Origin of the sequence: Paraburkholderia phymatum, from assembly GCF_038900715.1 — a bacterium.
Taxonomy (GTDB): Bacteria; Pseudomonadota; Gammaproteobacteria; order Burkholderiales; family Burkholderiaceae; genus Paraburkholderia; species Paraburkholderia phymatum_A.
Window position 1 is genome coordinate 50,305 of sequence record NZ_JAYMRZ010000023.1, and the last position, 23,920, is coordinate 74,224.

The window sequence follows — 23,920 nt, forward strand, 5'->3', positions numbered from 1 at the left end:
ACAGCCGTGCCCGATTGCTAACGAATTTCCGGAGTATCCGATTTATGGGCCGCCTCGACCGCTACGACCTGCCGCTTTCGACAACATCCGACCATGCCGCGGAGCGATACCGTACGGGTGTCGACCTGCTTCTGTCGCTGTGGCCGGGCGCCGGGGACGCACTGGACGAGGCGATCGCGGCCGACCCCGATTTCGCGCTGGCGTATGCCGCCCGCGCGCGCCTGCATGCGATTAGCGTGCAGCCGGCCCAGGCTCGCGCACATATCGTGAAGGCGCTCGATCTCGTCGCCCGTAACGGGACGGAACGTGAGCGCAGCCACGTCGACGTGCTGTCGCTGGCCATCAACGGACAGGCGGCCAGGGCACTCACCGCCGCGCTCGCGCACACCGACCGCTGGCCGCGGGACATCGTCATCCTGTCGATGCCGCTTGGGGCGTTCGGCCTCTTCGCGTTTTCCGGCATAGCCGACCATGACCAGGCACGCGTCGACCTGTGCGAACGCCACGCGAAACACTTCGATGCCGACGACTGGTGGTTCCTGACCTATCGAGGCTGGGCGCATGGCGAAAACGGCGACCTCCAGCTCGGACGCACGCTGACGCAACGCGCGCTGCAAGTGCGGCGACACAACGTGAATGCGGCGCACGCCGTCGCCCACGTGCTGTACGAATCCGGTGCGAACGACGAGGCGCAAGACATGATTACCGGCTGGCTGCCGGAATATGACAAGACGGGCGTGCTTCACGGCCACATTGCATGGCATAGCGCGCTCATCGCCCTTGAGCGGGCAGACACCGGGCGAGCGCTCGCCATCTACAACGAGCATGTCGCGCCGGCTGCGTCGCTCGGCACGCCGATCAACATCGTCAGCGACACGTCGTCGTTTCTCTGGCGCGTGCAGGCCTACGGCCACGCGGTTCCGGCGGGCATGTGGGACGACGCAGCGAAGTACGCGTCGGATTACTTCAAGGAAGCGGGCTTTCCGTTCGCTGACTTCCACATGGCGCTGGTCGCCGCGGCGACGGGCGACAGCAAAGCCGTCGAAGAACGCGTTGCCGAGCTCAACAGGCTCATCGACGAAGGCAAGCTTCCGGCTGGCCCCGTCGTCCCGGCGATCTGCCGCGCGTCGTTGGCCTTCGCCGAAGCAAAGTACGCGCTCGCCGCAGAGATTCTCGAGCCGGTCGCGCGAGACGTCGTGCGAATCGGCGGAAGCGGCGCGCAGCGCGAGGTCGTCGAGGACACCTTGCTGGTTGCGCTAATGCGAAGCGGCGAGGTCGGGAAAGCGCACGCGATCCTCAACGAACGGCTGCATCGTCGCCCGTCTCCTCGAGACGAGCGATGGCTCGACCAGTTGCGCAGCGCGCGGGCGCCCATCGCGAATCGATGATCGGGGCGACCGGCGTGCGGAAACGGCTCATTGAAGGGATAGGCCCGGTCGCCGCAATCTCGATCGCCCAACTCTTCGGTACTGCACTGTGGTTCAGTGCGAACAGTACTGCCGGCGACCTGGTGAGAATCTGGCACATCGGCGCTGCCGACATCGGTTGGTTGACGAGTGCGGTGCAGCTTGGGTTCATCCTCGGCACACTCATCGTCTCGCTGAGCGGCGCCGCCGATCGTTTTCGCGCGAGCAGAATCTTCGTCTGCAGCGCCGTCGTCGGTGCGCTGTTCAACCTGGGCTTTGCGTGGCTGTCGACCGGTCTCGTGAGTGGCGCGCTCTTCCGGTTCGGCGTCGGTATCTGCCTCGCCGGCATCTACCCGATGGGAATGAAGCTGATCATCGGCTGGGCGCCCAATCGCACGGGGCAAGCGCTCGCGCAGCTTGTCGGGATGCTCATACTCGGCACGGCGCTGCCCCATGCGATGCGAGTGCTGGGAATGGGTCTCTCATGGCAACTGGTCATTTCTGCGTCGTCGTTGCTTGCTGTCGGTGGGGCCGGCATTATCGGCGCGCTCGGCGATGGGCCGCACTCCGTCGTGTCGACCCGTTCTGCGAGCAGCAAGGAGACATCAGCGACGTCGCCGCCATCCGTATTCAGCGCGTTTCGCGTTCGCCGGTTTCGGGCCGCGACGCTCGGGTATTTCGGTCACATGTGGGAGCTTTACGCGTTCTGGACCGCGGTACCGCTGCTGATTTCCCATACGTCGCTGACGAGCGCTTATCCAGGGCTCAGTGTTTCGGCGATGTCGTTCATTGTGATCGGGATCGGTGCGCTGGGCTCCTTGCTCGGCGGTGTTGTATCGCGATACCTCGGCAGTGCGAAGGTAGCGACATGCGCACTCGCGATATCCGGTTTATGTGGGCTCGTCTTCGCTTTGGGCTGGCGTCACCTGGCTCCCGAAACGATGGCCGTGCTTCTGCTGATCTGGGGCGCGTCGGCCCCCGCTGACTCGCCGCAGTTTTCCGCGCTCGCTGCCGACGCATGTCCGCGCGCGCTCGTGGGAAGCGCGCTCGCGATCCAGAACTCGATTGGCTTTGCGATCACGGTGTTATCGATTGAAGCGAGCACCTCGCTTTTCGAACATATCGGACTCGATGCGATGTGGCTTCTGGTGCCAGGACCGGTGCTGGGTCTGGTCGGGTTTGCGCTCACTTTGCGAAAAGCGAGATCGTCGCAAGAGCCGATCCAACGCACCGATAGCGTCGATCGCCCGCGAAGCACCGAAGCGTTGCGCTGATGGAGAACAGGAATGCTAGACCTCCAATACCTCTCGATCGTGATGGAAGTGGATCGCCTCGGCAGCGTGACGGCGGCGGCCGACCGGTTGAATGTGACGCAGTCGGCGCTATCCCACATGGTTCGAAAACTTGAAGAACGGCATGGCGTCAAGCTCTGGACCAAGAACGGCCGTGGACTGCGCTTCACGCACGCCGGCGAATATCTGCTTGGCCTCGCTGGGCGCGTGCTACCGCAGATGGAGCACGCAGAACGGACGCTGACGAATTTCGCAGAGGGTCGCCGTGGAGCGCTGCGCGTGGGCATGGAATGTCATCCGTGCCAGAAATGGCTTACCCGGCTCACGCCGCACTACCTCACCGCGTGGCCCGATGTCGATTTCGATGTGCGCACCGCATTCCGCTTTGATGGCGTTGCCGCGCTGCTCGGGTATGAAATCGATCTGCTGATCACGCCCGACCCGATCGACGTGCCGGACATCACGTTCTGTCCCGTCATCGACTATGAGTTGATGCTGGTGGTGCCGGAGTGCCATCCGCTCGCCACACGCGAGTTCGCTGTGCCTCAGGACCTGATGAGCGAGGAACTGATCACGGTTCCCGTGAGCAAGGAGCGCCTCGACATCTTCACGCGCTTTCTGGTGCCCGCGCACTGCAAGCCGAAATTTCATCGGACGGCAGAGCAGACTGAACTGATGCTGCAACTGGTTGCGGCCGGTCGCGGCATCGCCGTCTTACCGAACTGGCTCGTCGCGGAGGAGGGGAACGGGTTGCCTGTACGGACCGTCCGGCTCGGCGAGCATGGCTTGAGCAAGAGCATCAATGTCGGGGTTCGCAAGGGCGAAGAGGATGTCGCCTATATCGCCGGATTTCTGACGATGGCGCACGATCTCTGGGTCCCTGCGCAACGGATGGTGGTCGACCAAACGGATCTGGAGTGACGCAATGAATACAGAAGCCTCGCAACGGGGCGGCTCGCCGCACGACATGGCCGATGCCAGTAGCAACATCGCGAGACTGACGCTTGCGCAAGCGCTGGCAGGCGCCCATTCGACGATCGTATCCACAAAGCGGTCACTCGATATGAGGGCCAACGTACTTCGTATGTCAGTCGACGCAAGCCTCGCTAAGAAGCCAATCGCGAAACGCGACAAGTCTCGGCAACGCAGCACACTCCTTCCGGTAGACGACGTAATACGCGAGCACCGACGGCCGCACGATGTCTGGAAACAACCGGACCAGACGCCCGGCGGCCAGATCATCGCGGACGAGAACGCTACGCGCTAGCGCGACTCCGCGGCCATCGATCGCGGCTTGCAAGACCGCGGCAGAATTGTTGATCTTCAACCCGGATCGAGCCGCGATTGTTTTCTTTCCAACGGTTTCGAGCCACGCGTCCCAGGTGACGAATCCGATCTGACGATCGACGGAGAGATCGTCTATCAGCGTCAGCCCGGCCAGGTCTGCCGGGCCGCGCAAGCGGCGATGCTTGTCGAGAAACGCCGGTGAGCACACGGGAAAGACCTCTTCGTCCATCAGTTTCTCGGCCTCCAATCCTGGCCAGTTCCCCGCGCCGTAACGAACTCCGATATCAATTCCCTGGGTCGCGAAATCCATCAGCTTCAGGCTGGTGTCGAGACGCACGTCGGTTTCTGGCCAGGTGCTCTGGAAGCGGTCAATGCGCGGCAGAAGCCACTTCGCGGCAAACGCCGGACTGACGGTCACCGTCAGCACCCCGACAGCCGAGCCTTCCTTGAGTCGCGCGAATCCGAGGTTCAGCCGATCAAACCCATCGCGGATGTCGGGCAGTGCCCGTACGGCAACGTCCGTTGGCACAAGACGCGCTCGCCCGCCGCTGCCGCGATGGAACAGCGGCACACCCAGCCATTCTTCGAGGCTGCGAACGAGTTGACCGACGGCAGCCGGCGTGACGTTCAATTCCAGTGCAGCAGCAGAAAAGCTCTGGTGGCGCGCGCTTGCCTCAAAGGCGCGCAGCGCGTTCAGGAAAATCGGAGCGGTCATCGGTAGAAAGATTTTCTTTCAATGGCAAACAGAATATCTCATTTGTGAATGTGGTGCAGGGTGGCGAGAATATTCCCATGAATTAGCAATAACGACACGATTCGTGTTGCTTTCGTTCCGATCTTTCATTCTTTTTCAGGAGCAGTCATGGATAATAGTTTTTCTTCCAAAATCGCTATCATCACGGGCGGCGGATCGGGCATCGGTAAAGAAGTCGCCGCCCGCCTTGTGAACGCCGGCGCCAACGTGGTCATTGGCGGCCGTGACGAGGCCAAGCTCAGGCAGGCAGCGGCGGATATCGACCCGTCCGGCGCCCGAGTGCGTGTCCATGCGGGTGACATCGCCCGGCCTGGTACGGCGACGGCGCTGGTCGAACTGGCGACGCAGGGGTTTGGCGGCGTCGACATTCTCGTCAACAACGCGGGCGTGTTCCGCCCCAAGGCATTTCTCGACGTGAACGAGTCCGAGTACGACTGGTTTCTCGACACGATCCTCAAGGGTAAATTCTTCATGGCGCAGGCCGCGGCGAAGGCGATGCAGCTGCGCGGTGGTGGCGCCATCGTGCAGACAGGCTCGCTTTGGGCCCTGCAGGCCATCGGGGCGACGCCTTCGGCTGCGTACTCCGCGGCGAATGGCGGCGTACACGCGTTGACGCGCAACCTTGCTATCGAACTTGCGGCCTCGAACATCCGGGTCAACACCGTCGCACCGGCCGTGGTGGAAACGCCCGTCTACAACACGTTCATGACGGACGACCAGGTCAAGGAATCCTTGCCGGCCTTCAATGCTTTCCACCCGCTTGGTCGCAATGGACAGCCGGCCGACGTCGCCGAGGCGATTCTGTTCCTGGCTTCTTCGAGTGCGTCGTGGATTACCGGCACCGTCCTCTCCGTCGATGGCGGCGTGATGGCCGGTCGCCAGGCCTGATCAACCCTTCCGTGACAGGAGCCGAGAAATGGTCTATCTGCAAATCACCCTGAAGATCGCCGATGCCAACCGTGCCGCTGCCGTCGGCGTCTATCAGAAGTACAAGGCCGCGTTCCTCAATACGATCGCGGGCGCGAAGTCGAAGGAACTGCTGGTGCGCGAGCAGGATGTGCAGGTGCTGCACGGTTTTGACACAGAGGAAAACGCGAAAGCCTACCTGGAGAGCGCATTGTTCAGCGCCGATGTGGTCGGCGGTCTCAAGCCGCTGCTGGACGACGTGCCGGACGTGCGCATCTATCAGGCCGCATAACACTCACCTATTCAATGGGGCTTCGAGCCACGGCACGAGCCCTCACCTGGTCGCCTGGACACACCACCATGATGCAAGACTGGAATACCTATCGCGACGTGCTGATCGCGCGCGTGAACGAATACGCCACGCTCACTCCCGATGTGGTGCGTGGTTTGATGACGATCGAAGGCGCTGCCGCGAAGACCGGCAAACTGGAGCCGAAGATCCATGAACTGATCGCGCTGGCCGTCGCTGTCACGACGCGCTGCGACGGCTGCATCACTGTGCATACCAGAAAAGCGGTCGAGCACGGCGCCACGCTGGAAGAAATCTCCGAAGCGCTGGGCGTCGCGATTGCGCTGAACGCAGGCGCTGCGCTGACGTACTCGGCGCGCGTCCTCGACGCACACGCTTCGTTGCCGAACAAATAGTCCAATCTGAGGCCGTTGGTTGGGGCTCTTGCAGCGATCAGCCGACGGCCTCCCGTTCATGCCTGGAGGAAACGCGATGCTCGTCAACGCGGACTTCTCGCGCTGCGCTGTCGTCGCGGCCGATCAATACCATTGGGTCGCTTCACCACAAAGCGGGGTCGAGCGCGTGATGCTCGACCGGCTGGGCGGCGAGACGGGCCGTGCCACGAGCATCGTGCGCTACGCTTCGGCCTCGTGTTTCCCGCAGCATCAACACGCAGGTGGCGAGGAGATACTGGTGCTGTCCGGCACGTTCTCGGAAGGGAATCGGCACTATCCGGCCGGATGGTATCTGCGCAATCCACCTGGGTCGTCGCATCAGCCCTCCAGCGATGAGGGCGCAATCATTTTCGTCAAGCTCGGGCAGATGCCGCCTGGGGAAGATCGCGCCGTGCGTATCGACACACACGACCCGTTGTGCTGGGGACGACGCGCAGGCCGTGACGTTTGCTTGCTGTTTTCAGATGCGTCCGAACGGACCGCTCTGTTACGCCTCGATCCGGACGAGCAGCTCTTCGCGAACGCGATCGATAGCGCCGAACTGCTGGTGTTAACGGGCGAACTGTGCGGCGAACTGTGGAGCGACGGGCGGCAATACGTTCGAGGTTGCTGGTTGCGTCTGCCTGCAGGCGAATATCCCGATCTCGTGGCTGGCCCGCATGGCGCCACGCTGTATCTGAAGACAGGCCATCTCGCCGGTCTTGCGGCAGGCGGATAACCGATGTCGACTGCACATATCGCGATTATCGGCGGCGGCCTCAGTGGGTTGTATGCGGCCTTCTTGCTCGAACAGCATGGCCTCAGGGACTACGTACTCCTTGAGGCAAGTGACACATTCGGTGGCCGGATTGAGTCCGTTCCTGCCAACGGGCCGATGGTTGCAGGCACCGGGAGCGTAACGGAAGATCCTCACCGTTTCGACCTCGGACCGGCGTGGTTCTGGCCTGCGGACTAATCGCAAGCTTGCGATTATTCGGCTAATCTCAAGGAAGCCATAATCGGAAGGAAACTGTCGGGTCCGCCGGCGGGTCTTATTTTTTCGCGATTCTGCTTACCATTACGGGCACGTGGCATCCTCAGGCTTGGTCTTGTCCGAGGAGGTTCCTATGTCCGCTCCGCTATCAACTGATGAGTTGTTGATCGAGAAACTGCTGGCACACCTGAGGGCCGAGGGATACTCCCTACGGATCCAGCAGTGGTATCCGGCTCGCGTGCGTCAGTTACTGAATTACTGCAACCGCAATGGACTGTCTATCGAAACCGTTCGCTCGGAACATTTGACACGGTTCTTACGAGGGCAATATCGACTATCGCGGCAACGGTACAGCAAGCTGCCACCGTTCCAGCAGTGGCGACATCGATACACCGGTGCCATCAATATGATGCTGCGTCTTGTGCGCGGTGCATGGCCGGTCCCGGACCCACCAAGCACCGCGCTCGAAGGGTTTCATCGAGACATCGTTAGGGACTACGACACATGGTTGCGTGAACTACGCGGACTGCACCCACTGACTCGAGCCAAGCGCACCAAGCATGCGTTGCAATTCCTGGCTTCACTCGGGCAGCGCGCAGACCAGCAGGGTCTTACGGACTTGAGCGTTCGCGAACTTGACGCGCACTTGAAGCAATGTTGTGATGGGCTGCGGCGCGGTTCCATCGAAGATCGAACCGTCTGCCTCCGTGATTTTCTTCGCTACTTGTGGCGCACGGGCCGAACTGCGATTGATCTCGCTGGCACTGTGATTGGGCCGCGCATCTATGAGCACGAAGGCATCCCAGTCGCTCTTCGGACAGAAGAAGTGAAGCGAGTACTGGAGGTGACTCGGAAGGATCTCTCTCCGGTCGGCCTGCGCGACTACGCCATCTTGACCCTGTTGTCGACCTACGGCTTGCGGGCTGCAGAAGTCGTCAATCTACGCCTGGAGGACATCGACTGGAAGCGTGACGTCCTTCGTGTGCGCCACACAAAGACCGGGACCTACTCCGAGCTGCCATTGCTACGCGAACCTGGCGAAGCCGTGCTCCGATATGTGGAGAAGGCGCGACCGCCAAGCGTACATCGAGAGGTATTCCTGCGCATCCAGGTGCCACGCCGCCCGTTCAAGAACGGATCGATCCTCAACTGCATTACGAGTGCTCGTCTGCGAGCAGCCGGAGTCACTCCGCAAGGAAGGAAGGGCCCTCACGCCTTTCGCCACGCTCGCGCCGTGAGCTTGCTGCGATCTGGTGTGCCGCTAAAGATCATCGGCGACGTGTTGGGTCACACGTCTGCGGGCGCGACCGTAACCTATCTGAAGCTCGCGACCGAGGATCTGCGATCCATCGGACTGGATCTGCCAGGAGGAAGTTTGCCATGACTCATTTACCGTTCATCGATGCAGCACTCATCGAGCGATTTTTGCGGGCGCAAGGTTTTCGCCATCCGGCAACGCACAAGAACTATGCGGGCATTCTGTGCAACTTCAATAGCTTTCTCACGGACCACGGCGCGATTACATCACCGGACATCTCAATCCTAAAGCAATGGCTGAAGGAACATAGTCTCAAGTGGCAGGCGCACATCCTTTATCACCGGACCTTCCTGATCGAGCGATATGTCCGGTGGCTGCATGACCAGGGGATGATCGCGTCGAACCCATTTGCAGAACTGCATCGACAGTATGGACCGCGCACTACACCGATTGTGCGAGCCCTCGTCAGTGAGGACAGCGACGCGGACCTCCAGAATCAACGCCGGCTTCCTCGCTTCGGAAGTTTCCTTGGAGTTGTGATGGATCAGCATATTGCACACATGCGCGTGCTCGGTTATCGCTATCGCACTGAAGAGCAGAGACTATTGCGCTTCGATCGGTTCCTGCAGTGCCATCCTGAGCTGACTGGGCTTACGCTGGCTGAACTCGTCGAGCATTGGAGCCAGGAAGAACCGTCGCCGTACCACTTGTTCGAAGCTCGCAGAGCTGGCCGCATGGTGTCGAAAGCGATGCACCGGATCGACCAGCAGGTGCCGGTCTTGCCAATTGGCGATGGAGTAGCTCGTTCTGCCCGGCAACAGCAGCGGTCCCCCTATCTCTATACGGACGATGAGATACAGCGGATTTTGCACGCAGCGCTGTTGTATCCCTCACCGAAGGCTTCGTGGCGTCCTGTCACCCTCTTCACAATGCTCGTGCTTGCATACTGTGCAGGGCTTCGGGGAGGCGAGGTCGCGCGGTTGACGCTGGGCGATGTCGATCTGCGTGAGCAAACTCTCGAGATCCGGGAGACGAAGTTTTTCAAGAACCGTCGGCTGCCTCTGGCTCCTGGAGTCATGGCCTCCCTCAAGCACTATCTTGTTGTTCGTGAGCAAGCCGGCGCTCCAACGAATCCTGAGAGCCCCTTGTTCTGGAGTCCACAGCGCAATTGCGGGTACACCGTAGGTGGCATACGGCTCATTCTGACCGATGTCCTGCGACGTGCGGACATCAAACCCGCGCGCGGCGCAGTTGGGCCGCGAGTTCATGATCTGCGACACACGATGGTTGGCCATCGGATGCGCGACTGGTACAAGGCGGGAATCAATCCTCAATCCAAGCTTCCCTATCTCGCAACATACCTCGGGCACAAAGACATCCGCTCAACACTGGTTTATCTGAACATCACGCCGGAGTTGCTGCAGGACGCCGGTGAACGCTTCCGCAAGAATGGCGCAGCGGCGCTACAGACGAGGGAGAGCCTGCCATGAAACAGAGTTCATTCGCCTCTTTGCTGCACGCATTCTTCCATGAATGGATGGGCAAGCAGAGGAATCTTTCCCAGCACACGGTATGCTCCTATCGCGACACGTGGAAGATGTTCCTTCAATTTACCGCCAGTCGTGGGCGACGGCAGATCACGCAGCTGTCGCTAGCGGACCTGCAGGCCAGTGAGGTGCTCGCGTTCCTCGACTATTTGGAGAAAGACAGGAAGGTGTCCATCGGCACGCGCAACTGTCGACTCGCCGCTATCCACAGCTTCTTTGCCTTCGTCGCCCATCGCGAGCCACTGGCGATCGCGCAGTGCACAGAGATCGCACACATCCCGGTCAAGAAGACGTCCCGGCCCGCCATGTGTTACATGGATGCCGAGGAGATTGCGGCGGTCCTTCGAGAGCCGGACCAATCGAGCCTGGAAGGGCAGCGAGATCACGCGTTGCTCGCGTTGCTGTACAACACGGGAGCACGAATCCAGGAGGCGCTGGATGTGTGTCCACGAGCCATCCGCTTTGAATCTCCTTCGCAAGTAGAGCTATTCGGCAAAGGACGAAAGTGTCGTATTTGTCCTTTGTGGCCGGAAACGGTGACCATAATCAAGGCGCTGCTCAGGCGACAGCCGCGTAAGGATAACGAGCCTATCTTCGTCAATCGATATGGCCAGCCGCTCAGTGCAGCCGGGGTTCGCTTCAAGCTCAAGCAGTACGTTCAGTCAGCTTCGCAGCAGGTTCCATCGCTCGCGACAAAGCGGATCACGCCGCACACGTGGCGTCACAGCGTCGGAGTTCAGCTCGTCGCTGCCGGTGTCGACGTGACGGTGATCCGCAGCTACCTCGGCCACGTTCGACTGGATACGACCAATCACTACGCTCGCGCCAATCTAGAGACCAAGCGAAAGGCGCTCGAGCAGGTCGACCCATCAACAAAGCCCGGTCGGCCGCCGCGTTGGAAGCGGAATCCAGAGCTGCTGACCTGGCTCGAATCGCTGTGAAGAGCACGCGCTCATAATGAGAAGGTCGTGTGGCCTACCAGCCAGCAGATATCGGGCGGCAGGCCCTTCCTTCCTATTACGAGGTGCTTCCCATTAGCGTTACAGCCTCAGCTGGACCGACTTGTCCGCGACCTGGGACTGGAGCGCTTCGAGCAGCACGAAGCGGGCGACATGATGGTTGAACGTTCGCCGCACGAGCGGCCAGCGCGAATCCGTGGTTACGCGTCCTCGCCATCTTCCGCGCGCCTGGTCGGAGGGATGGCTGCGCTCATCGACGCGGTGCGCAGCCGCCTCGAGCCCGCGCGCCTGATGACGGGCCACCCGGTGCGACGCCTGCGCTGTACTGGGCATCACGTCGAACTGGACATCGAGGGCCCAAGTGGAAAGGTCACGTCCTTGTGTGCCGGGCATGTGCTGCTCGCCATTCCGCCACGTCTCGCCGCGGCGACAATCGAATTCACACCGGCGCTGCCCGAAACCCTGGAGCGGGCGTGGCGCCGTACCGCGACCTGGATGGCGCCACATGCAAAGTACGTCGCCGTCTACGACGCGCCGTTCTGGCGTGAGGAAGGACTGTCCGGCGAAGCACGCAGCGCGCGGGGACCGCTGGGAGAAATCCACGACGCCTCGATACCCGGCGGCAGTGCGGCGCTGTTCGGCTTCTTTGGCGTTCCGGCCAGGGTCCGAAGAAGGGTTGCCGACGACGTGATGCGCGCGCATTGCCGTGCGCAGCTCATCCGGCTGTTCGGCGCGAGGGCCGCAACGCCCACAGCCGAATTCATCAAGGACTGGGCTGCCGACCCATACACGGCCACCGCAGCCGATCAGGATGCAGTGGTCCAGCACAGCGCGGTACCTTCGGCCGAAGCCTCGTCGGGCGTCTGGCATGGCCGGCTCGTGGGCGTCGGCAGCGAATGGTCGCCGCACTTTCCCGGCTACGTTGCGGGTGCCATCGAGGCTGCGAGCCTGGGGGTGCGTGCATTGAAGGATGCCGCGACACGTCAGGACGCGTCTTGCGGCAAACGGAATACGACCAGGAGTTGACGATGAAAAAGACTTACCGCGCAATGCACGCGACGAAACCCGGGATTCTTGAACTGGTGGAACGCCCGATACCCGTACCGGACGCCGGTCAGGTGCTGATCGAGGTCGAGGCATGTGGCATCTGCGGAGCCGACGTCAGTGATATCGAAGGGGCGGCCCCGACACTGCAGTCGCCCCGCGTGCCCGGCCATGAAGTGGTTGGCCGCATTGCTGCCATTGGAGCGGGTACGCCATCGATCTGGAAGATCGGTCAACGCGTAGGCGTGGGCCGTCTCGGCGGACACTGCAATGAATGCCCTCAATGTCGCCGCGGCCAGTTCCAGCTCTGCCAGAACCAGCCGATCGTCGGCGCCTCGTGTGAGGGTGGCTATGCCGAAATGATGCTGGCCCGTAGCACAGGCCTGATTTCGATACCCGACGAACTGAACGCCGAAGAAGCCGCGCCCATCCTGTGCGCAGGCGTCGCTACCTTCAATGCGCTCAGGAAGTCCGGCGCGGAGGCGGGCGATGTCGTGGCCGTATTGGGCATTGGCGGCCTCGGGCACATGGCCATCCAGTACGCGCGTCGCATGGGTTTCAAGGTCGTTGCGGTCGGACGCGGCACTGACATCGCTGCCGATGCGCTGGCACTTGGCGCGCATGTCTATATCGACACGAACCAGGAAGACGCGGCAGCGAGGCTCCAGGCGATGGGTGGTGCGAAGGCCATCGTGACGACCATCGGCAACACCGCCGTAGTGTCCGCGCTGTTGCGGGGGCTTGCGCCGCAGGGCCGGCTGATCGTGCTCGGTGTGGGCAAAGACCCGCTGCCCATATCGACCGGCCAGCTAGTCGCCGGCGAGCGCAGCGTCGCGGGATCGATCACCGGCTCACCCTATGAGAACGAGAAAACGCTGAACTTCAGCGTGCTGACGGGCGTGCGTCCGATGATCGAGACGATGCCACTGGAGAACGCGTTCATCGCCTACCAGAGGATGAAGCGCGGCGACGTCAAATTCCGGATGGTCCTGACCATGGGGCAAACGCGCGACGTGCGCTAACGACGACCTGTGGCAACCGGTCATCGTTCATGCCAGCAAAGCCGGATGGGGTTTCGAGTCCAGTGCCCGGCGGACGCTGCTCCGGATCGGCGGCGAGCCGCACCAACTTGAATCAAATGTCATACATCAACGCGGACACTCTCACTGAGGCGGCATCGTCGCCCCTTTACGGGGCAATGTCGCAAGACTGACCATCGCGCAGGCGCTCGCCGGCGCGAACTCGACCGTCGTCTACGCAACAGGCGCAATCGTCGGGAACACGCTGGCACCCAGTCATGCGCTGGCGACCCTGCCGATCTCGATCTTTGTGGTGGGGATGGCGGCCTGCTCGTTACCTGCAGGGGCCATGGCCCAACGTCACGGTCGCCGCGTCGCCTTCCTGATCGGGACCGGATTTGGCGTGCTTGTCGGCTTGCTCGCGGCTTTGGCGGTTGTGCTGGGCTCCTTCTGGCTATTCTGCGCGGCGACGTTCTTCGGCGGCGCGTATGCCGCTGTGGTCCTTTCCTTCCGTTTCGCGGCCGCGGACTGTGTGCCGCCGGAGCGGCGTCCTCGTGCGCTGTCCCTGGTCATGGCGGGCGGCGTGCTCGCCGGAGCAATAGGGCCACAACTCGTCATCCACACCATGTATCTGTGGGCACCTTACACGTTCGCAGCGACTTTCCTGGCGCAAGCGGCCGTCGCTGCGTTGTCCGCACTCATCCTGCTTGGCGTTCGTCTTCCAATGCCGGCGGCGTCAGAGGCAGCGGGCGGCCGTCCGATCGGCGTCATTGCCCGCCAGCCCCGGTTCGTGACTGCCGTCATCTGCGCGGTCGTCTCGTACCTGCTGATGAACTTCCTCATGACGGCGGCACCACTGGCCATGCAAATGTGCGGCCTGTCACAGGCGTCGTCCAACCTCGGCATTCAGTGGCACGTCATCGCGATGTACGCTCCAGGCTTCTTTACCGGGCGGCTGATTACGCGCTTCGGTGCGCACCGGGTGATCATCGCCGGCCTGGCGCTCACAGCCCTCTCGGCAGCAGTCGGCATGTTGGGCATCGATGTCGCGCATTTCTGGCTCACGCTTATCCCGCTCGGCATCGGGTGGAACTTCGGGTTTGTGGGCGCATCGGCTCTCGTGCTCGAGTGTCATTACCCGGAAGGAAAGGCCCGCGTGCAGTCGCTCAATGATTTCGTCGTATTCGGGACGATGGCGTTCGGCTCGTTCCTGTCGGGTGGCCTGCTGACGGCATATGGATGGGGCACGGTGCTTCGGCTGTCATTTGTTCCGCTCGTACTGGCGTCCTCGTTCTCGCTGGCTCGTCTGCGGCGCGCAGCCGTGGGACACCGGGGTGATCAATGCGCCACGTTCCGGGTGTCTGACTTCGGCACGAGGGGTAGCCCGGGTATCTGCGTCGCCTCGATAGCGGGGCAAAGGATCAGGCTGCCTGGATACTGAGGCTGCCCGGAGAGGACGCATCGAGAAAAATTATCGAAAAGTGTCCGCATCTCGATCGAAATTTGCAGAAAGGTCCTCGCGCCTGATTTTGGCTACTGTGCGGCGTCGTTACGATGGTTACAGGGCGGGCGCAGTGTTGCCGAGCCCAACGGGTCGCGGATTCTGTCGATCCGATCCACAGCCAACCTATCGTGAGTACGACCATGCAATTATCCCGACCGACGATATGCCTCGCGTCTCTGATGCTTTTCCTGCAACCTCTCACGGCTCACGCAGATCTGACGGTAAAGATCGGGCAGGTTTCCCCTCTGACTGGCGAACTCTCCCACATCGGGAAGGACGACGAGAATGGTGTGCGGCTCGCAATCGAAGATCTGAACAACAGAAAGGTCCGCATTGGCGGGCAAAACGTTACGTTCGTGCTCGACTCGCAGGACGATGCGGCCGATCCCAAGACGGCAGTGACCGTCGCGCAGAAACTGGTGGACGATGGTGTGGCGGGTGTTGTTGGACATGCGAACTCCGGGACATCGATACCCGCTTCCAAAATTTACTCGGATGCAGGCGTTCCGATGATCACCGAATCGGCGACCAATCCGAAGCTCACGCAGCAAGGATTCACGAATGTGTTCCGTATGGTTGCGAATGATGTGAGACAGGGTTCGGTCATCGGCGCGTATCTGGTCCACGATCTTGGCGCGCACAAGGTTGCCATCGTCGATGACCGCACGGCGTACGGTCAAGGTCTTGCCGATGAGATCGAAAAGTCAGTCAAGGCTGCCGGAGGCAACGTAGTCGCACGTGAATTTGGCACCGACAAGACAACGAACTGGATGGCGATTCTCACGACCATCAAGAGCCGTCAACCAGAAGGTATCGCTTTCACGGGTGGCGACACGCAAGCTGCGGCATTTGTGCAGCAGGCGCAAAAGCTTGGGTTGAAGGTCAAGTTCATTGCCGGCGATGAAGCGTGTACCCCGCAGTTCATCAAACTGGCCGGTGCGTCGATGAACAACGATACCTATTGCACGCTGGCGGGTGTGCCGCCCGCAAAGATGCCGCAAGGACCCGAATTCTTCAAGCGCTATCAGCAGCGCTTTGGTGTTCCCGTGCAGCTATACGCTCCTTACGCCTATGACGCGGTACTCGCGATGGCCGACGCAATGCAGGCTGCCGGGTCGACCGACCCGAAGGTGTATCTCCGGAAGCTGCGCGTTTCGAAGCTGGACGGCGTGACAGGCCCCATCCAGTTCGACGAGAAGGGGGATATCCGTAACGGCGCAATTGCCGTTCGCCAGTTCGACCAGGGCAACTGGACCGACAGGTCAGTAGTCCGTTGATTGCGTCACCCGCCCTCGGAAGCCACGGGTACACCGAGCCCCACCTTTACGCTGCTCATGCTCACCAGCGTCTTGAAGCGTTTGACGTTGTTGTTTGAGAAGAACAGTTGCCGCGTGAGGGCCGTGTACTCCTCCATGTTGCGAACCGTCAGTATCAGCACGAAGTCCCATTCACCCGCGACGTAGTAGCACTGCTGGATTTCCGGGCACTGCGCGAAGGTGCGTTTCATCGAGTCGAGCAGATCTGCTCGCTCTCGACCTCGACCGTCGCGATGATCGTCAGCGGATAGCCGACCTTCTCGGGCGCGACGATGGCGGCGTAGTTACGAATGACGCCTTCGTCCGACAGGCGTCGCAATCTGCGATTGACGGCAGCCGTAGACAGGTTGACGCGTGCGCCGAGTTCGTTTTGAGGGATTTGCGCGTCGCGTTGGACTTCCATCAACAGCTTCAGATCAAAGTCGTCGAGGCTGAGTGTCATGGTTTTGCAGCCAGAAGGTCGAAACAAAGATATTTTTGCATGAGAGCTATTGATTTAGAGACTTTTTCCAGCCCCGCAAACAATACTATTTCTGTAGCCGACATGCTCGATATGCGCATTCCGCGAACTTCATAAGCAAGGACGTCCGACTATGGAAAGCACGCTGCAGAGCCAGTTGAAGAGCTGGCGCCAGTATTTGCATCAACATCCCGAGACTGGCTTCGAGGAAGTCAATACGTCCGACTATGTGGCGAACATTCTCAGGACGCTGGGACTGGAGGTTCACCGTGGCATCGGCGGAACCGGACTCGTTGCCAACCTGACGGTCGGAGACAGGAAGCGAGCTATCGGCCTGCGCGCCGATATGGACGCGCTGAACATTGTGGAGCAGGCGCCTGACCGGCAGCATGCTTCTCGCGCCGCCGGAAAAATGCACGCGTGCGGGCACGACGGGCATATGTCGATGCTCCTGGGAGCGGCTCGGCTCCTTGCCGAGCGGCGCGACTTCAACGGCACCGTCCGCTTCATCTTTCAGCCGGCAGAAGAGCATGGCCGCGGCGCGAAGGCGATGATGGCCGACGGCCTGTTCGAACGGTTCCCGATCGAGGCGATCTTTGGCGCGCACAACATGCCGGGCATGCGTGCGGGAACGTTCGCAACGCGTCCGGGCGGCATCATGGCGAGTGAAGACAACTTTGTCATTCATATCAAGGGGCGCGGCACACATGCCGCCCGTCCGCATATGGGGGTGGACCCGATCGTCATCGCGTCGCAGATCGTCATGGCATTGCAGACCGTCGTTTCGCGCAATCTCGACCCGAGTCTGCAGGCAGTGATTTCCTGTACGGAATTCATCACTGACGGCCTGAGAAACGTCATTCCGTCGAATGTCATCATCAAGGGCGATACGCGAAGCTATTCGCGCGAAGTGCAGACGCTGCTCGAGACGCGCATGCGCGAAGTATGCGAAGGTATCTGTTGCACGCACGGTGCCGATTGCACGTTCGAGTACACGCACGAATTTGCTCCGACGGTGAACTCGGAGCAGTTCGTGGACGTCGCGGTAACAGCGGCGCGCAATGTGGCGGGAAGCGATGGCGTCGACGCCAACATCCAGCCGATGATGATTTCGGAAGACTTTGGCGCGTTCCTGCAGGTCGTTCCCGGCAACTTCATCTTCATCGGCAACGGCGAGTCGGTGGAGAAAGGGGGTATTCCCCTCCACAACGCTACCTACGATTTCAATGACGAAATCCTTTTGACGGGAGCCAGATATTTCGCTGAGATCGCCCGGCTCGAGTTGCCGGTCGGCTAACGACCAAAGCGAAATAAATGAATACGTCTGTACCTTCATCATTGACCCTCGACGGCACACCCATGATCGAGCAATTGCGCCAGCTCGGCGAACTGGGCGCCGATCGTGAAGCCGGTGGACGGACGCGCATTGCACTCACAGACGATGAGCGCGCCGGGCGCGATCTCGTCGTCAGATGGATGCGCGAACTGGACCTCGATGTCCGCGTCGATCGTATCGGCAACATCTTCGGCACGCTGCGTTCCGATTCGGATGACGGCAGTCAGCGTCCACTGATGATGGGTTCGCACATCGACACGGTGAAAAGCGCCGGAGCGCTGGAAGGCTGCTACGGCGTGCTGGCGGGGCTCGCGGTCGTGAGAGCTTTTCGTCAGGCAGGCATCGGGCCGCAGCGGTCCATCATCATCGGTGTGTTCACCAACGAGGAAGGCATCCGCTATCAGCCGGATATGATGGGTTCGCTGGTCTACGCTGGCGGCCTGTCCGTTGATGCAGCATTGAACACTATCGGAATCGACGGCACGCGGCTTGGCGACGAACTCGTACGCATTGGCTATGCCGGCGACCTGGAGCCACGCGCAATCGTTCCGCACGAGTATCTCGAACTGCACATCGTGCAGGGCCCGATACTCGAAGCAGAGAACATCCGCATTGGCGTGGTCGAGAATCTCCAGGGCATCTCGTGGCAGCAGATTACTGTTGAGGGCAATGCCAATCACGCGGGTACAACGCCAACGCGGCTTCGTCATGATGCGGGCTGGGCGGCCGCTGCCGTTTCGACGTTCCTGCGTGAGCTGGCCGTTACTACCGGCACCACGCTGGCGACAATCGGCATGCTGCGCATCGAGCCGAATGTCATCAACGTGATTCCGAGCAAGGCAGTCTTTACGGTCGATCTGCGTGATCCGGACGAACAGCGCCTGCAGGATGCCGAGCGGCGGCTCGCTGAGTTCCTCGAAGAGGTCGCGGAGAAGGAAGGCGTGAAGATCACGACCGAGCGCCTGGTCCGCTTCGAGCCTGTCGTATTCGATGCAGGACTGGCCGATGCGATCGAAGCTTCAGCAGAGCGCATGGGCTTCACGCATCGCCGGATGACGTCGGGCGCCGGACATGACGCCCAAATGATCGCGCGCATCGCGCCCGCGGCGATGATATTCGTGCCGAGCCGCGGCGACATCAGCCACAACCCGCGCGAACATACAGACGACGATCAGCTCATCGATGGCGCAAACGTTCTGCTAGACGTCGTGCTCCAGCGCCTCGCGGCGAAGTGAGCGGGATTCCATTCGCCAATTCACATCATTCATTACTGGAGTGTCACGGTCATGCTGGTAGCAAATCCGCGCGCAACGCGCACCTCATATCCCGCTGAGCTGAAGGAGATTCTCAGCATCGAAAAAGCACAGGAGAGCCGCGCATGGCTTTCCTGCTGGGACAAGATTTCGCCCGATGCGACGCCGCTGCGTGAGTTGCCCGGGCTGGCCGCGACGCTCAAGGTCGGCAGCATCAGCGTCAAGGACGAGTCAGCGCGCTCCGTACTGGGTAGCTTCAAGGCTCTGGGCGCGCCCATTGCGCTGGTGCGCCTGATCCAGCGGCTGTGGCCGGATCATGATCTCGATGCGCGTGGTCTTTTTGAAGGACGCTATCGGGACCTGCTGACGCATTTCACGGTGGTGAGCGCCACGGACGGCAATCACGGAAAGGGACTGGCTGCTGCCGCGCAAACGCTGGGTTGCCATTGCGTGATCGTGCTGCATGCCAATGTCAGCGTCGAGCGCGAGAAGGCCATTGCCGCGTACGGTGCCGAAATTGTCCGGATCACCGGAAACTACGATGAGTCGGTCGAAGAGGCGGCTCGCCTGGCTTCGCTGAACGGCTGGCACGTCGTTTCCGACACGTCATACGACCGTTACGAAGACATCCCGCGTGATGTGATGCAAGGCTACGGCACGATTGCAGCGGAGATCGTCGAGCAGAGCGATAGCCAGCCGGATCAGCCGGCCTACACGCACGTGTTTCTTCAGGGCGGTGTCGGTGGCCTTGCAGCAGGATTGGCGAGTTACCTATGGGAATTCCATGGCAAGCATCGTCCGCGATTTGTCGTCGTCGAACCGCAGCAGGCCGACTGCCTGTATCAGAGCGCATTGGCGGGACGCGCTGCACGTGCGACGGGCTCGGTCGACTCCGTGATGGCTGGGCTCGCTTGCGGCGAGACCTCGCCGCTCGCATGGAGGTTTCTCCAACCTGGCGTCGATGACTTCATGACGATCAGCGATGACGATGCAGTGAACGCCATGCGTATTCTGGCTGCCGGCAGCGATACCGACGCACCGATCGTTGCTGGCGAGTCGGGTGTAGCGGGTCTTGCTGGTCTCATCGTATTGCTGCAGGACCAGCAGCTGGCCAGGCAAGTGCGCCTCAATGGCGCTTCCCGCGTGTTGCTCGTCAATACTGAAGGCGCGACCGCGCCCGCGACCTATCAGGAGCTGGTCGAGGAGTCCGCCGAATCCGTCCTCGAGCGCCAACTGGCCTGGTGCGCCAAAGCGATAGCCTGAGCGAACTCCCGCTCGCCGTCATCTCCATCGCGATGACGGCTTAATTGCCCGGACGACAACGAAGCGCCGCGGCGGCGAGGATCAGTCACGCCCCGCGGACGCGATTCACGAGACACGTTGATGAACGTCAACCGAAGTATCGGCCCGGTTGCATTGCTCTTTGCAGGCTTGGGCTCGATTATCGGCTCCGGATGGCTGCTTGGGGCTTCGCACGGTTCCAGGATTGCGGGCTCGGCCCCATCGTTGCATGGGGTCATTGGTGCGGCTGTCGTGCTGGCCATCGCACTGACTTACGCAGAACCGGGTACGACGTTTCCAGAGGCCTGCACTCCGCTGCCTACCTCGTTGCCGACCCGGACAGGCGCTACATCGATTTTTATCGACATCAGCGCGGGATGTCCCGCCCCCGTTTGACCTGTTCGCCCAATACCCTCGAAAACCCTGGCTCCCGAGCCTTTTTGATCCGTTGACATATGACGTCTCACCTAATACCTTGATGGGCATGACGTCTGGTTCCAATGCATGGCCCGTGGTCTGACCGGGTTGAGGCGGGCGTGGTCCAGACTGACACCTGTTTTTCAACCTGTCGAAACTCGCAGAGGAATCAGATGAACATCCCACATCAACTCAAACGCATTGTGTTCGCCGCGAGCGTGGCCTCAGGGGCATTGCTGGTCGCTCCGGCCGCTCATGCGGGGGACGTGACGATCGGCTTCGCCGCCCCGTTGACGGGGGCATCTGCCCACTACGGGGTCGATCTGAAGCGCGGCGTCGAACTTGCAATCGACGACGCAAACGCGAAAAAGCTCGTGATAGGTGGCCAGCCGGTGCATTTCGTACTGGATGCGGAAGATGATCAGGGCGACCCGCGCATGGGGTCGCAGGTCGCGCAAAAGATGGTCGACGCGAAGGTCGCGGGAATCGTCGGGCACTTCAATTCGGGCACCAGCATCCCGGCTTCGCGGATCTACTACAACGCCGGTATCCCGATGGTGTCGCCGACGGCAACGAATCCGATGCTCACCTCGCAGGGCTTCAAGACGGTATTTCGCGTGACGAACTCCGATGCGCAGATGGGGCAGCTCGCGGGTCATTCAGCCGTGCAGGCGCTGAAGGGCAAAAGCATCGCCGTCATCGACGACAGGACGGCGTTCGGGCAAGGCATGGCAGACGAGTTTGTCAAAGGCGTGGAAGGGGCGGGCGGGAAGATCGTGGATCGTGAGTTTTCCACTGACAAGGCAGTCGATTTCAAGTCCCAGCTCACGCGCATGAAGTCTTTCAGTCCCGACGTCATTTTCTGGGGCGGGCTCGATCAACAGGCGGGCATGCTGATCAAGCAGATGCGGCAGCTCGGCATCAAGGCGACCTTGCTGGGCGGCGGCAGCTTCGAGAACGACACGTTCCTGAAGGTAGCGGGCGATAGCGCGGAGGGCGCTGTTTCGTGGGACTATGGCGTGCCCTTGTCGAAGCTGAAAGCCGGGAAGGAATTCGACAACAAGATGAAGGCGAAGTACAACGAAGGCGTCGTCGCCTATTCGCCTTCCGCGTACGACGCGACGTGGGTGCTGATCAACGCGATGCAGAAGGCGAACTCGACCGACCCGAAAGTGTATGGTCCGCTCATCAGATCGGTTGCGTTCGAAGGCGTATCGGGCAATATCGCCTTCATGCAGAACGGCGACATGAAAGACCCCGCTGCGACGTTCTATAAGGTGATTGGCGGAAAGTGGGTGCCGCAGGCGATCGCGATTGGCGACAAGGTCGAGGCATTGCAGAACTAACGGAGCGTCCTGCTCAGGTTAATACGCCGGATGAAACGAAGCTGCACACGGCGCATCGTTCGTCCGGCGTTTGTTGTCAAGCAAAGGCGCTGACGCGGAGCGCCAATTCACTCGCTGCGCGTGCTCGAAAGATGATGGTACCGTTCGAGACTTTCATTCAGATGGCGTCGCATCGCGCGCCGCGCCGCGCTCTCGTCCTGCCGTTCAATTGCATCGAGAATGTCGGCGTGCTCGCGCTGAATCCGCCTGATGTACGTCTTGCGTTCCTTGGGGTTCGCTTTCGCGTGCTTCAGACGCAGGTCAATGATGATCTCCTGGCCGAGCGAGCGGAGAATCGAAGTGAAGTGCGGGTTTTCAGAGCAGGTGGCGACAGCCAGATGAAATTCGAAGTCAGCACGCGCGCATTCGGCGTCGTCATCCGCGGCGACGATTTCCATGCGCGTATACACTTCCTTTAGCGCACGGAGATGAGGCTCTGACCGCCGCTGCGCCGCATAGGCCGCGCACTCCGTCTCGACGCCTATGCGCAGTTCCAGCACATGCATCGAGTTGTGCAGCGTCGTCGTGTCGATGAAACCCGTTTCGCCCGACTGGCCAGGGGCCTCCGAAACGAACACGCCAACACCATGGCGCGCAATCAGCCTGCGCCCCAGCTTGAGCGACGCAACGGCCTCGCGCACAACGGTGCGGCTGACGCCAAATTCACTGCACAGTTCAGGTTCGGTTGGAAGCTTGGCGCCCGGCGCGTATTCGCCGCGGTCGATTTTGTCGTTCAGTGCCTGGATGACCAGTTCGGTCAGGCTGCGGCGCTTGCCAGTGCTCGCCGCGTTCTTCAGTAGAGTTTCAGCGTCCAGAGTCATTCCGTGTACTCACACCGGATCAGAGTGCTCTGCATTTCTCGGCTGCAGGCGTACCGCGCCGGCGTGGTGGAACGGATCTGACCTGCGCCGTATGACATATTATGACTCTACCACAGGCGCGGATGCGTCGTTGCCCGCCCATTAACCGGGCGGGCCGACTGATTGATGAGGCTCAAGCGTAGATATAGCCGCCGCTGACGATGACGTTTTCGCCCGTTGCATAGGTGTTGCGCGCGCTCGCCATCATGACGACCCACTGTGCGATCTCTTCGGGTTCCGCGGCACGTCCCAGTGGATTTGCAGCGGCGAGTTCACCGAGAAAGCCGGCCTTTTTCGCTTTCTCTGTCGCAAAACCTGCGGGCGCAACAGAGTTCACGAGAATGCCGTCCTTCGCGACTTCCTGCGCGAACGATTTCGTCAGACTCACGACGGCGGCTTTGGTCGCCGCATAGTGCGCGTTCTGCGGATGAGCCTTGAACGCATCGACGGACGTAATGTTCACGATGCGTCCCGCGACGTGCGCTTCGACCTTCGGACGGCTGCGCATATGGTCGATCGCGGCGACCATCATGTGATAGGTGCCCTTGATATTGACGGCGTTCTCGAGGTCCCATTCGTCGTCGGATATTTCGAGGATCGGGCGGCGCGGATAGATCGCCGCGCTGTTGATCAGGCAATCGACACGGCCGAGTGCTTCCAGCGCGTTGCGGAACACTTCCTGCGCCGATTCCTTGCGCGTGATGTCGCCGACCGCGCCGAATACCTGGTGACCTTGCGCCTTCAGCGCGCCCACGGTTTCGTCGAGCAGCGGCCCGTTCCTGTCGATCAGCGCGACGCTTTCAGCACCATCCGCGAGCATCAGCTTTGCGACGGTCAAGCCAAGGCCGGAGGCACCGCCGACGATAACGACTCGTTGATTCTTCATGGTTCGAATATGTCCTGTTTGACGATGCGTTGA

20 protein-coding genes and 3 pseudogenes are annotated in these 23,920 nt (G+C 61.1%); 19 read left to right on the forward strand and 4 right to left on the reverse strand.

Going from position 1 to position 23,920, the window contains the following annotated elements; genetic code table 11:
• Window positions 1-44 precede the first annotated feature (44 nt).
• Genes VSR68_RS32555 through VSR68_RS32565 form a run of 3 tightly spaced genes read left to right on the forward strand, consistent with a single transcriptional unit; the run spans window position 45 to window position 3,619 of the window.
• A complete protein-coding gene (locus VSR68_RS32555; protein WP_342943704.1) occupies window positions 45-1,388 on the forward strand; it encodes a tetratricopeptide repeat protein in 1,344 nt (447 codons plus the stop codon).
• Window positions 1,385-2,680: an MFS transporter gene (locus tag VSR68_RS32560; RefSeq protein WP_342943770.1), complete on the forward strand. Its 1,296-nt coding sequence runs from the start codon at window positions 1,385-1,387 to the stop codon at window positions 2,678-2,680. Before VSR68_RS32555 ends, VSR68_RS32560 begins: the two co-directional genes overlap by 4 nt.
• 12 nt (window positions 2,681-2,692) lie before the next feature.
• The gene (locus VSR68_RS32565; RefSeq protein ID WP_342943705.1) at window positions 2,693-3,619 is read left to right on the forward strand and encodes a LysR family transcriptional regulator; all 927 of its coding nucleotides are present in this window, start codon (window positions 2,693-2,695) and stop codon (window positions 3,617-3,619) included.
• A gap of 166 nt (window positions 3,620-3,785) precedes the next feature.
• Here VSR68_RS32565 and gcvA read toward each other — a convergent pair whose 3' ends face one another.
• On the reverse strand, window positions 3,786-4,700 hold the full coding sequence (gene gcvA / locus VSR68_RS32570; protein ID WP_342943706.1) for a transcriptional regulator GcvA: 915 nt from the start codon (window positions 4,698-4,700) through the stop codon (window positions 3,786-3,788).
• 147 nt (window positions 4,701-4,847) lie between these two features.
• On the opposite strand from gcvA, the gene VSR68_RS32575 reads away from it, so the two are divergent.
• From VSR68_RS32575 to VSR68_RS32630, 12 genes and pseudogenes are all read left to right on the forward strand, one after another.
• Window positions 4,848-5,627: a glucose 1-dehydrogenase gene (locus VSR68_RS32575; protein ID WP_342943707.1), complete on the forward strand. Its 780-nt coding sequence runs from the start codon at window positions 4,848-4,850 to the stop codon at window positions 5,625-5,627.
• Between the two features lie 28 nt (window positions 5,628-5,655).
• Complete coding sequence (locus VSR68_RS32580) at window positions 5,656-5,937, forward strand: hypothetical protein (RefSeq protein ID WP_090874148.1); 282 nt, start codon at window positions 5,656-5,658, stop codon at window positions 5,935-5,937.
• A 68-nt stretch (window positions 5,938-6,005) separates the two neighbouring features.
• The gene (locus VSR68_RS32585; RefSeq protein ID WP_342943708.1) at window positions 6,006-6,350 is read left to right on the forward strand and encodes a carboxymuconolactone decarboxylase family protein; all 345 of its coding nucleotides are present in this window, start codon (window positions 6,006-6,008) and stop codon (window positions 6,348-6,350) included.
• 76 nt (window positions 6,351-6,426) lie between these two features.
• A complete protein-coding gene (locus VSR68_RS32590; protein ID WP_342943709.1) occupies window positions 6,427-7,107 on the forward strand; it encodes a cupin domain-containing protein in 681 nt (226 codons plus the stop codon).
• Window positions 7,108-7,110: 3 nt separating this feature from the next.
• Window positions 7,111-7,338, forward strand: a pseudogene (locus tag VSR68_RS32595) (NAD(P)-binding protein); the annotation flags it as partial.
• A gap of 157 nt (window positions 7,339-7,495) precedes the next feature.
• Complete coding sequence (locus VSR68_RS32600; RefSeq protein WP_342943710.1) at window positions 7,496-8,746, forward strand: site-specific integrase; 1,251 nt, start codon at window positions 7,496-7,498, stop codon at window positions 8,744-8,746.
• Entirely contained in the window at window positions 8,743-10,110 is a 1,368-nt protein-coding gene (locus VSR68_RS32605; protein ID WP_342943711.1) for a tyrosine-type recombinase/integrase, read from the forward strand. The genes VSR68_RS32600 and VSR68_RS32605 overlap by 4 nt, the downstream gene beginning before the upstream one ends.
• A complete protein-coding gene (locus tag VSR68_RS32610; RefSeq protein WP_342943712.1) occupies window positions 10,107-11,108 on the forward strand; it encodes a tyrosine-type recombinase/integrase in 1,002 nt (333 codons plus the stop codon). The genes VSR68_RS32605 and VSR68_RS32610 overlap by 4 nt, the downstream gene beginning before the upstream one ends.
• A 174-nt stretch (window positions 11,109-11,282) precedes the next feature.
• Window positions 11,283-12,152, forward strand: coding sequence for a flavin monoamine oxidase family protein (locus VSR68_RS32615; RefSeq protein ID WP_342943771.1), 870 nt, complete (start codon window positions 11,283-11,285; stop codon window positions 12,150-12,152).
• A gap of 2 nt (window positions 12,153-12,154) precedes the next feature.
• On the forward strand, window positions 12,155-13,192 hold the full coding sequence (locus VSR68_RS32620; RefSeq protein ID WP_342943772.1) for an alcohol dehydrogenase: 1,038 nt from the start codon (window positions 12,155-12,157) through the stop codon (window positions 13,190-13,192).
• A gap of 154 nt (window positions 13,193-13,346) precedes the next feature.
• A pseudogene (locus tag VSR68_RS32625) lies at window positions 13,347-14,528 on the forward strand (MFS transporter); the annotation flags it as partial.
• 305 nt (window positions 14,529-14,833) lie between these two features.
• On the forward strand, window positions 14,834-15,970 hold the full coding sequence (locus VSR68_RS32630) for a branched-chain amino acid ABC transporter substrate-binding protein (protein ID WP_342943773.1): 1,137 nt from the start codon (window positions 14,834-14,836) through the stop codon (window positions 15,968-15,970).
• A gap of 5 nt (window positions 15,971-15,975) precedes the next feature.
• Here VSR68_RS32630 and VSR68_RS32635 read toward each other — a convergent pair.
• A pseudogene (locus VSR68_RS32635) lies at window positions 15,976-16,451 on the reverse strand (Lrp/AsnC family transcriptional regulator).
• A 151-nt stretch (window positions 16,452-16,602) separates the two neighbouring features.
• Here VSR68_RS32635 and VSR68_RS32640 point away from each other — a divergent pair.
• The 4 genes from VSR68_RS32640 (at window position 16,603) to VSR68_RS32655 (ending at window position 22,102) form a co-directional block, all read left to right on the forward strand.
• Complete coding sequence (locus tag VSR68_RS32640; protein ID WP_342943713.1) at window positions 16,603-17,766, forward strand: M20 aminoacylase family protein; 1,164 nt, start codon at window positions 16,603-16,605, stop codon at window positions 17,764-17,766.
• 17 nt (window positions 17,767-17,783) lie between these two features.
• On the forward strand, window positions 17,784-19,040 hold the full coding sequence (locus VSR68_RS32645; RefSeq protein ID WP_342943714.1) for a Zn-dependent hydrolase: 1,257 nt from the start codon (window positions 17,784-17,786) through the stop codon (window positions 19,038-19,040).
• Between the two features lie 51 nt (window positions 19,041-19,091).
• Window positions 19,092-20,321 carry a diaminopropionate ammonia-lyase gene (locus VSR68_RS32650; protein WP_342937266.1) on the forward strand — a complete coding sequence of 410 codons (1,230 nt, stop codon included), beginning with the start codon at window positions 19,092-19,094 and terminating at the stop codon, window positions 20,319-20,321.
• Between the two features lie 608 nt (window positions 20,322-20,929).
• The gene (locus VSR68_RS32655) at window positions 20,930-22,102 is read left to right on the forward strand and encodes a branched-chain amino acid ABC transporter substrate-binding protein (protein ID WP_342943715.1); all 1,173 of its coding nucleotides are present in this window, start codon (window positions 20,930-20,932) and stop codon (window positions 22,100-22,102) included.
• Between the two features lie 107 nt (window positions 22,103-22,209).
• On the opposite strand, the gene VSR68_RS32660 is transcribed toward VSR68_RS32655, so the two are convergent.
• Both VSR68_RS32660 and VSR68_RS32665 read right to left on the reverse strand, forming a co-directional pair.
• Window positions 22,210-22,962, reverse strand: coding sequence for a FadR/GntR family transcriptional regulator (locus VSR68_RS32660; RefSeq protein WP_342943716.1), 753 nt, complete (start codon window positions 22,960-22,962; stop codon window positions 22,210-22,212).
• A gap of 172 nt (window positions 22,963-23,134) precedes the next feature.
• Window positions 23,135-23,887 (reverse strand): SDR family oxidoreductase, encoded by a 753-nt coding sequence (locus tag VSR68_RS32665; protein WP_342943717.1) that lies wholly within the window; start codon window positions 23,885-23,887, stop codon window positions 23,135-23,137.
• Window positions 23,888-23,920: the final 33 nt, after the last annotated feature.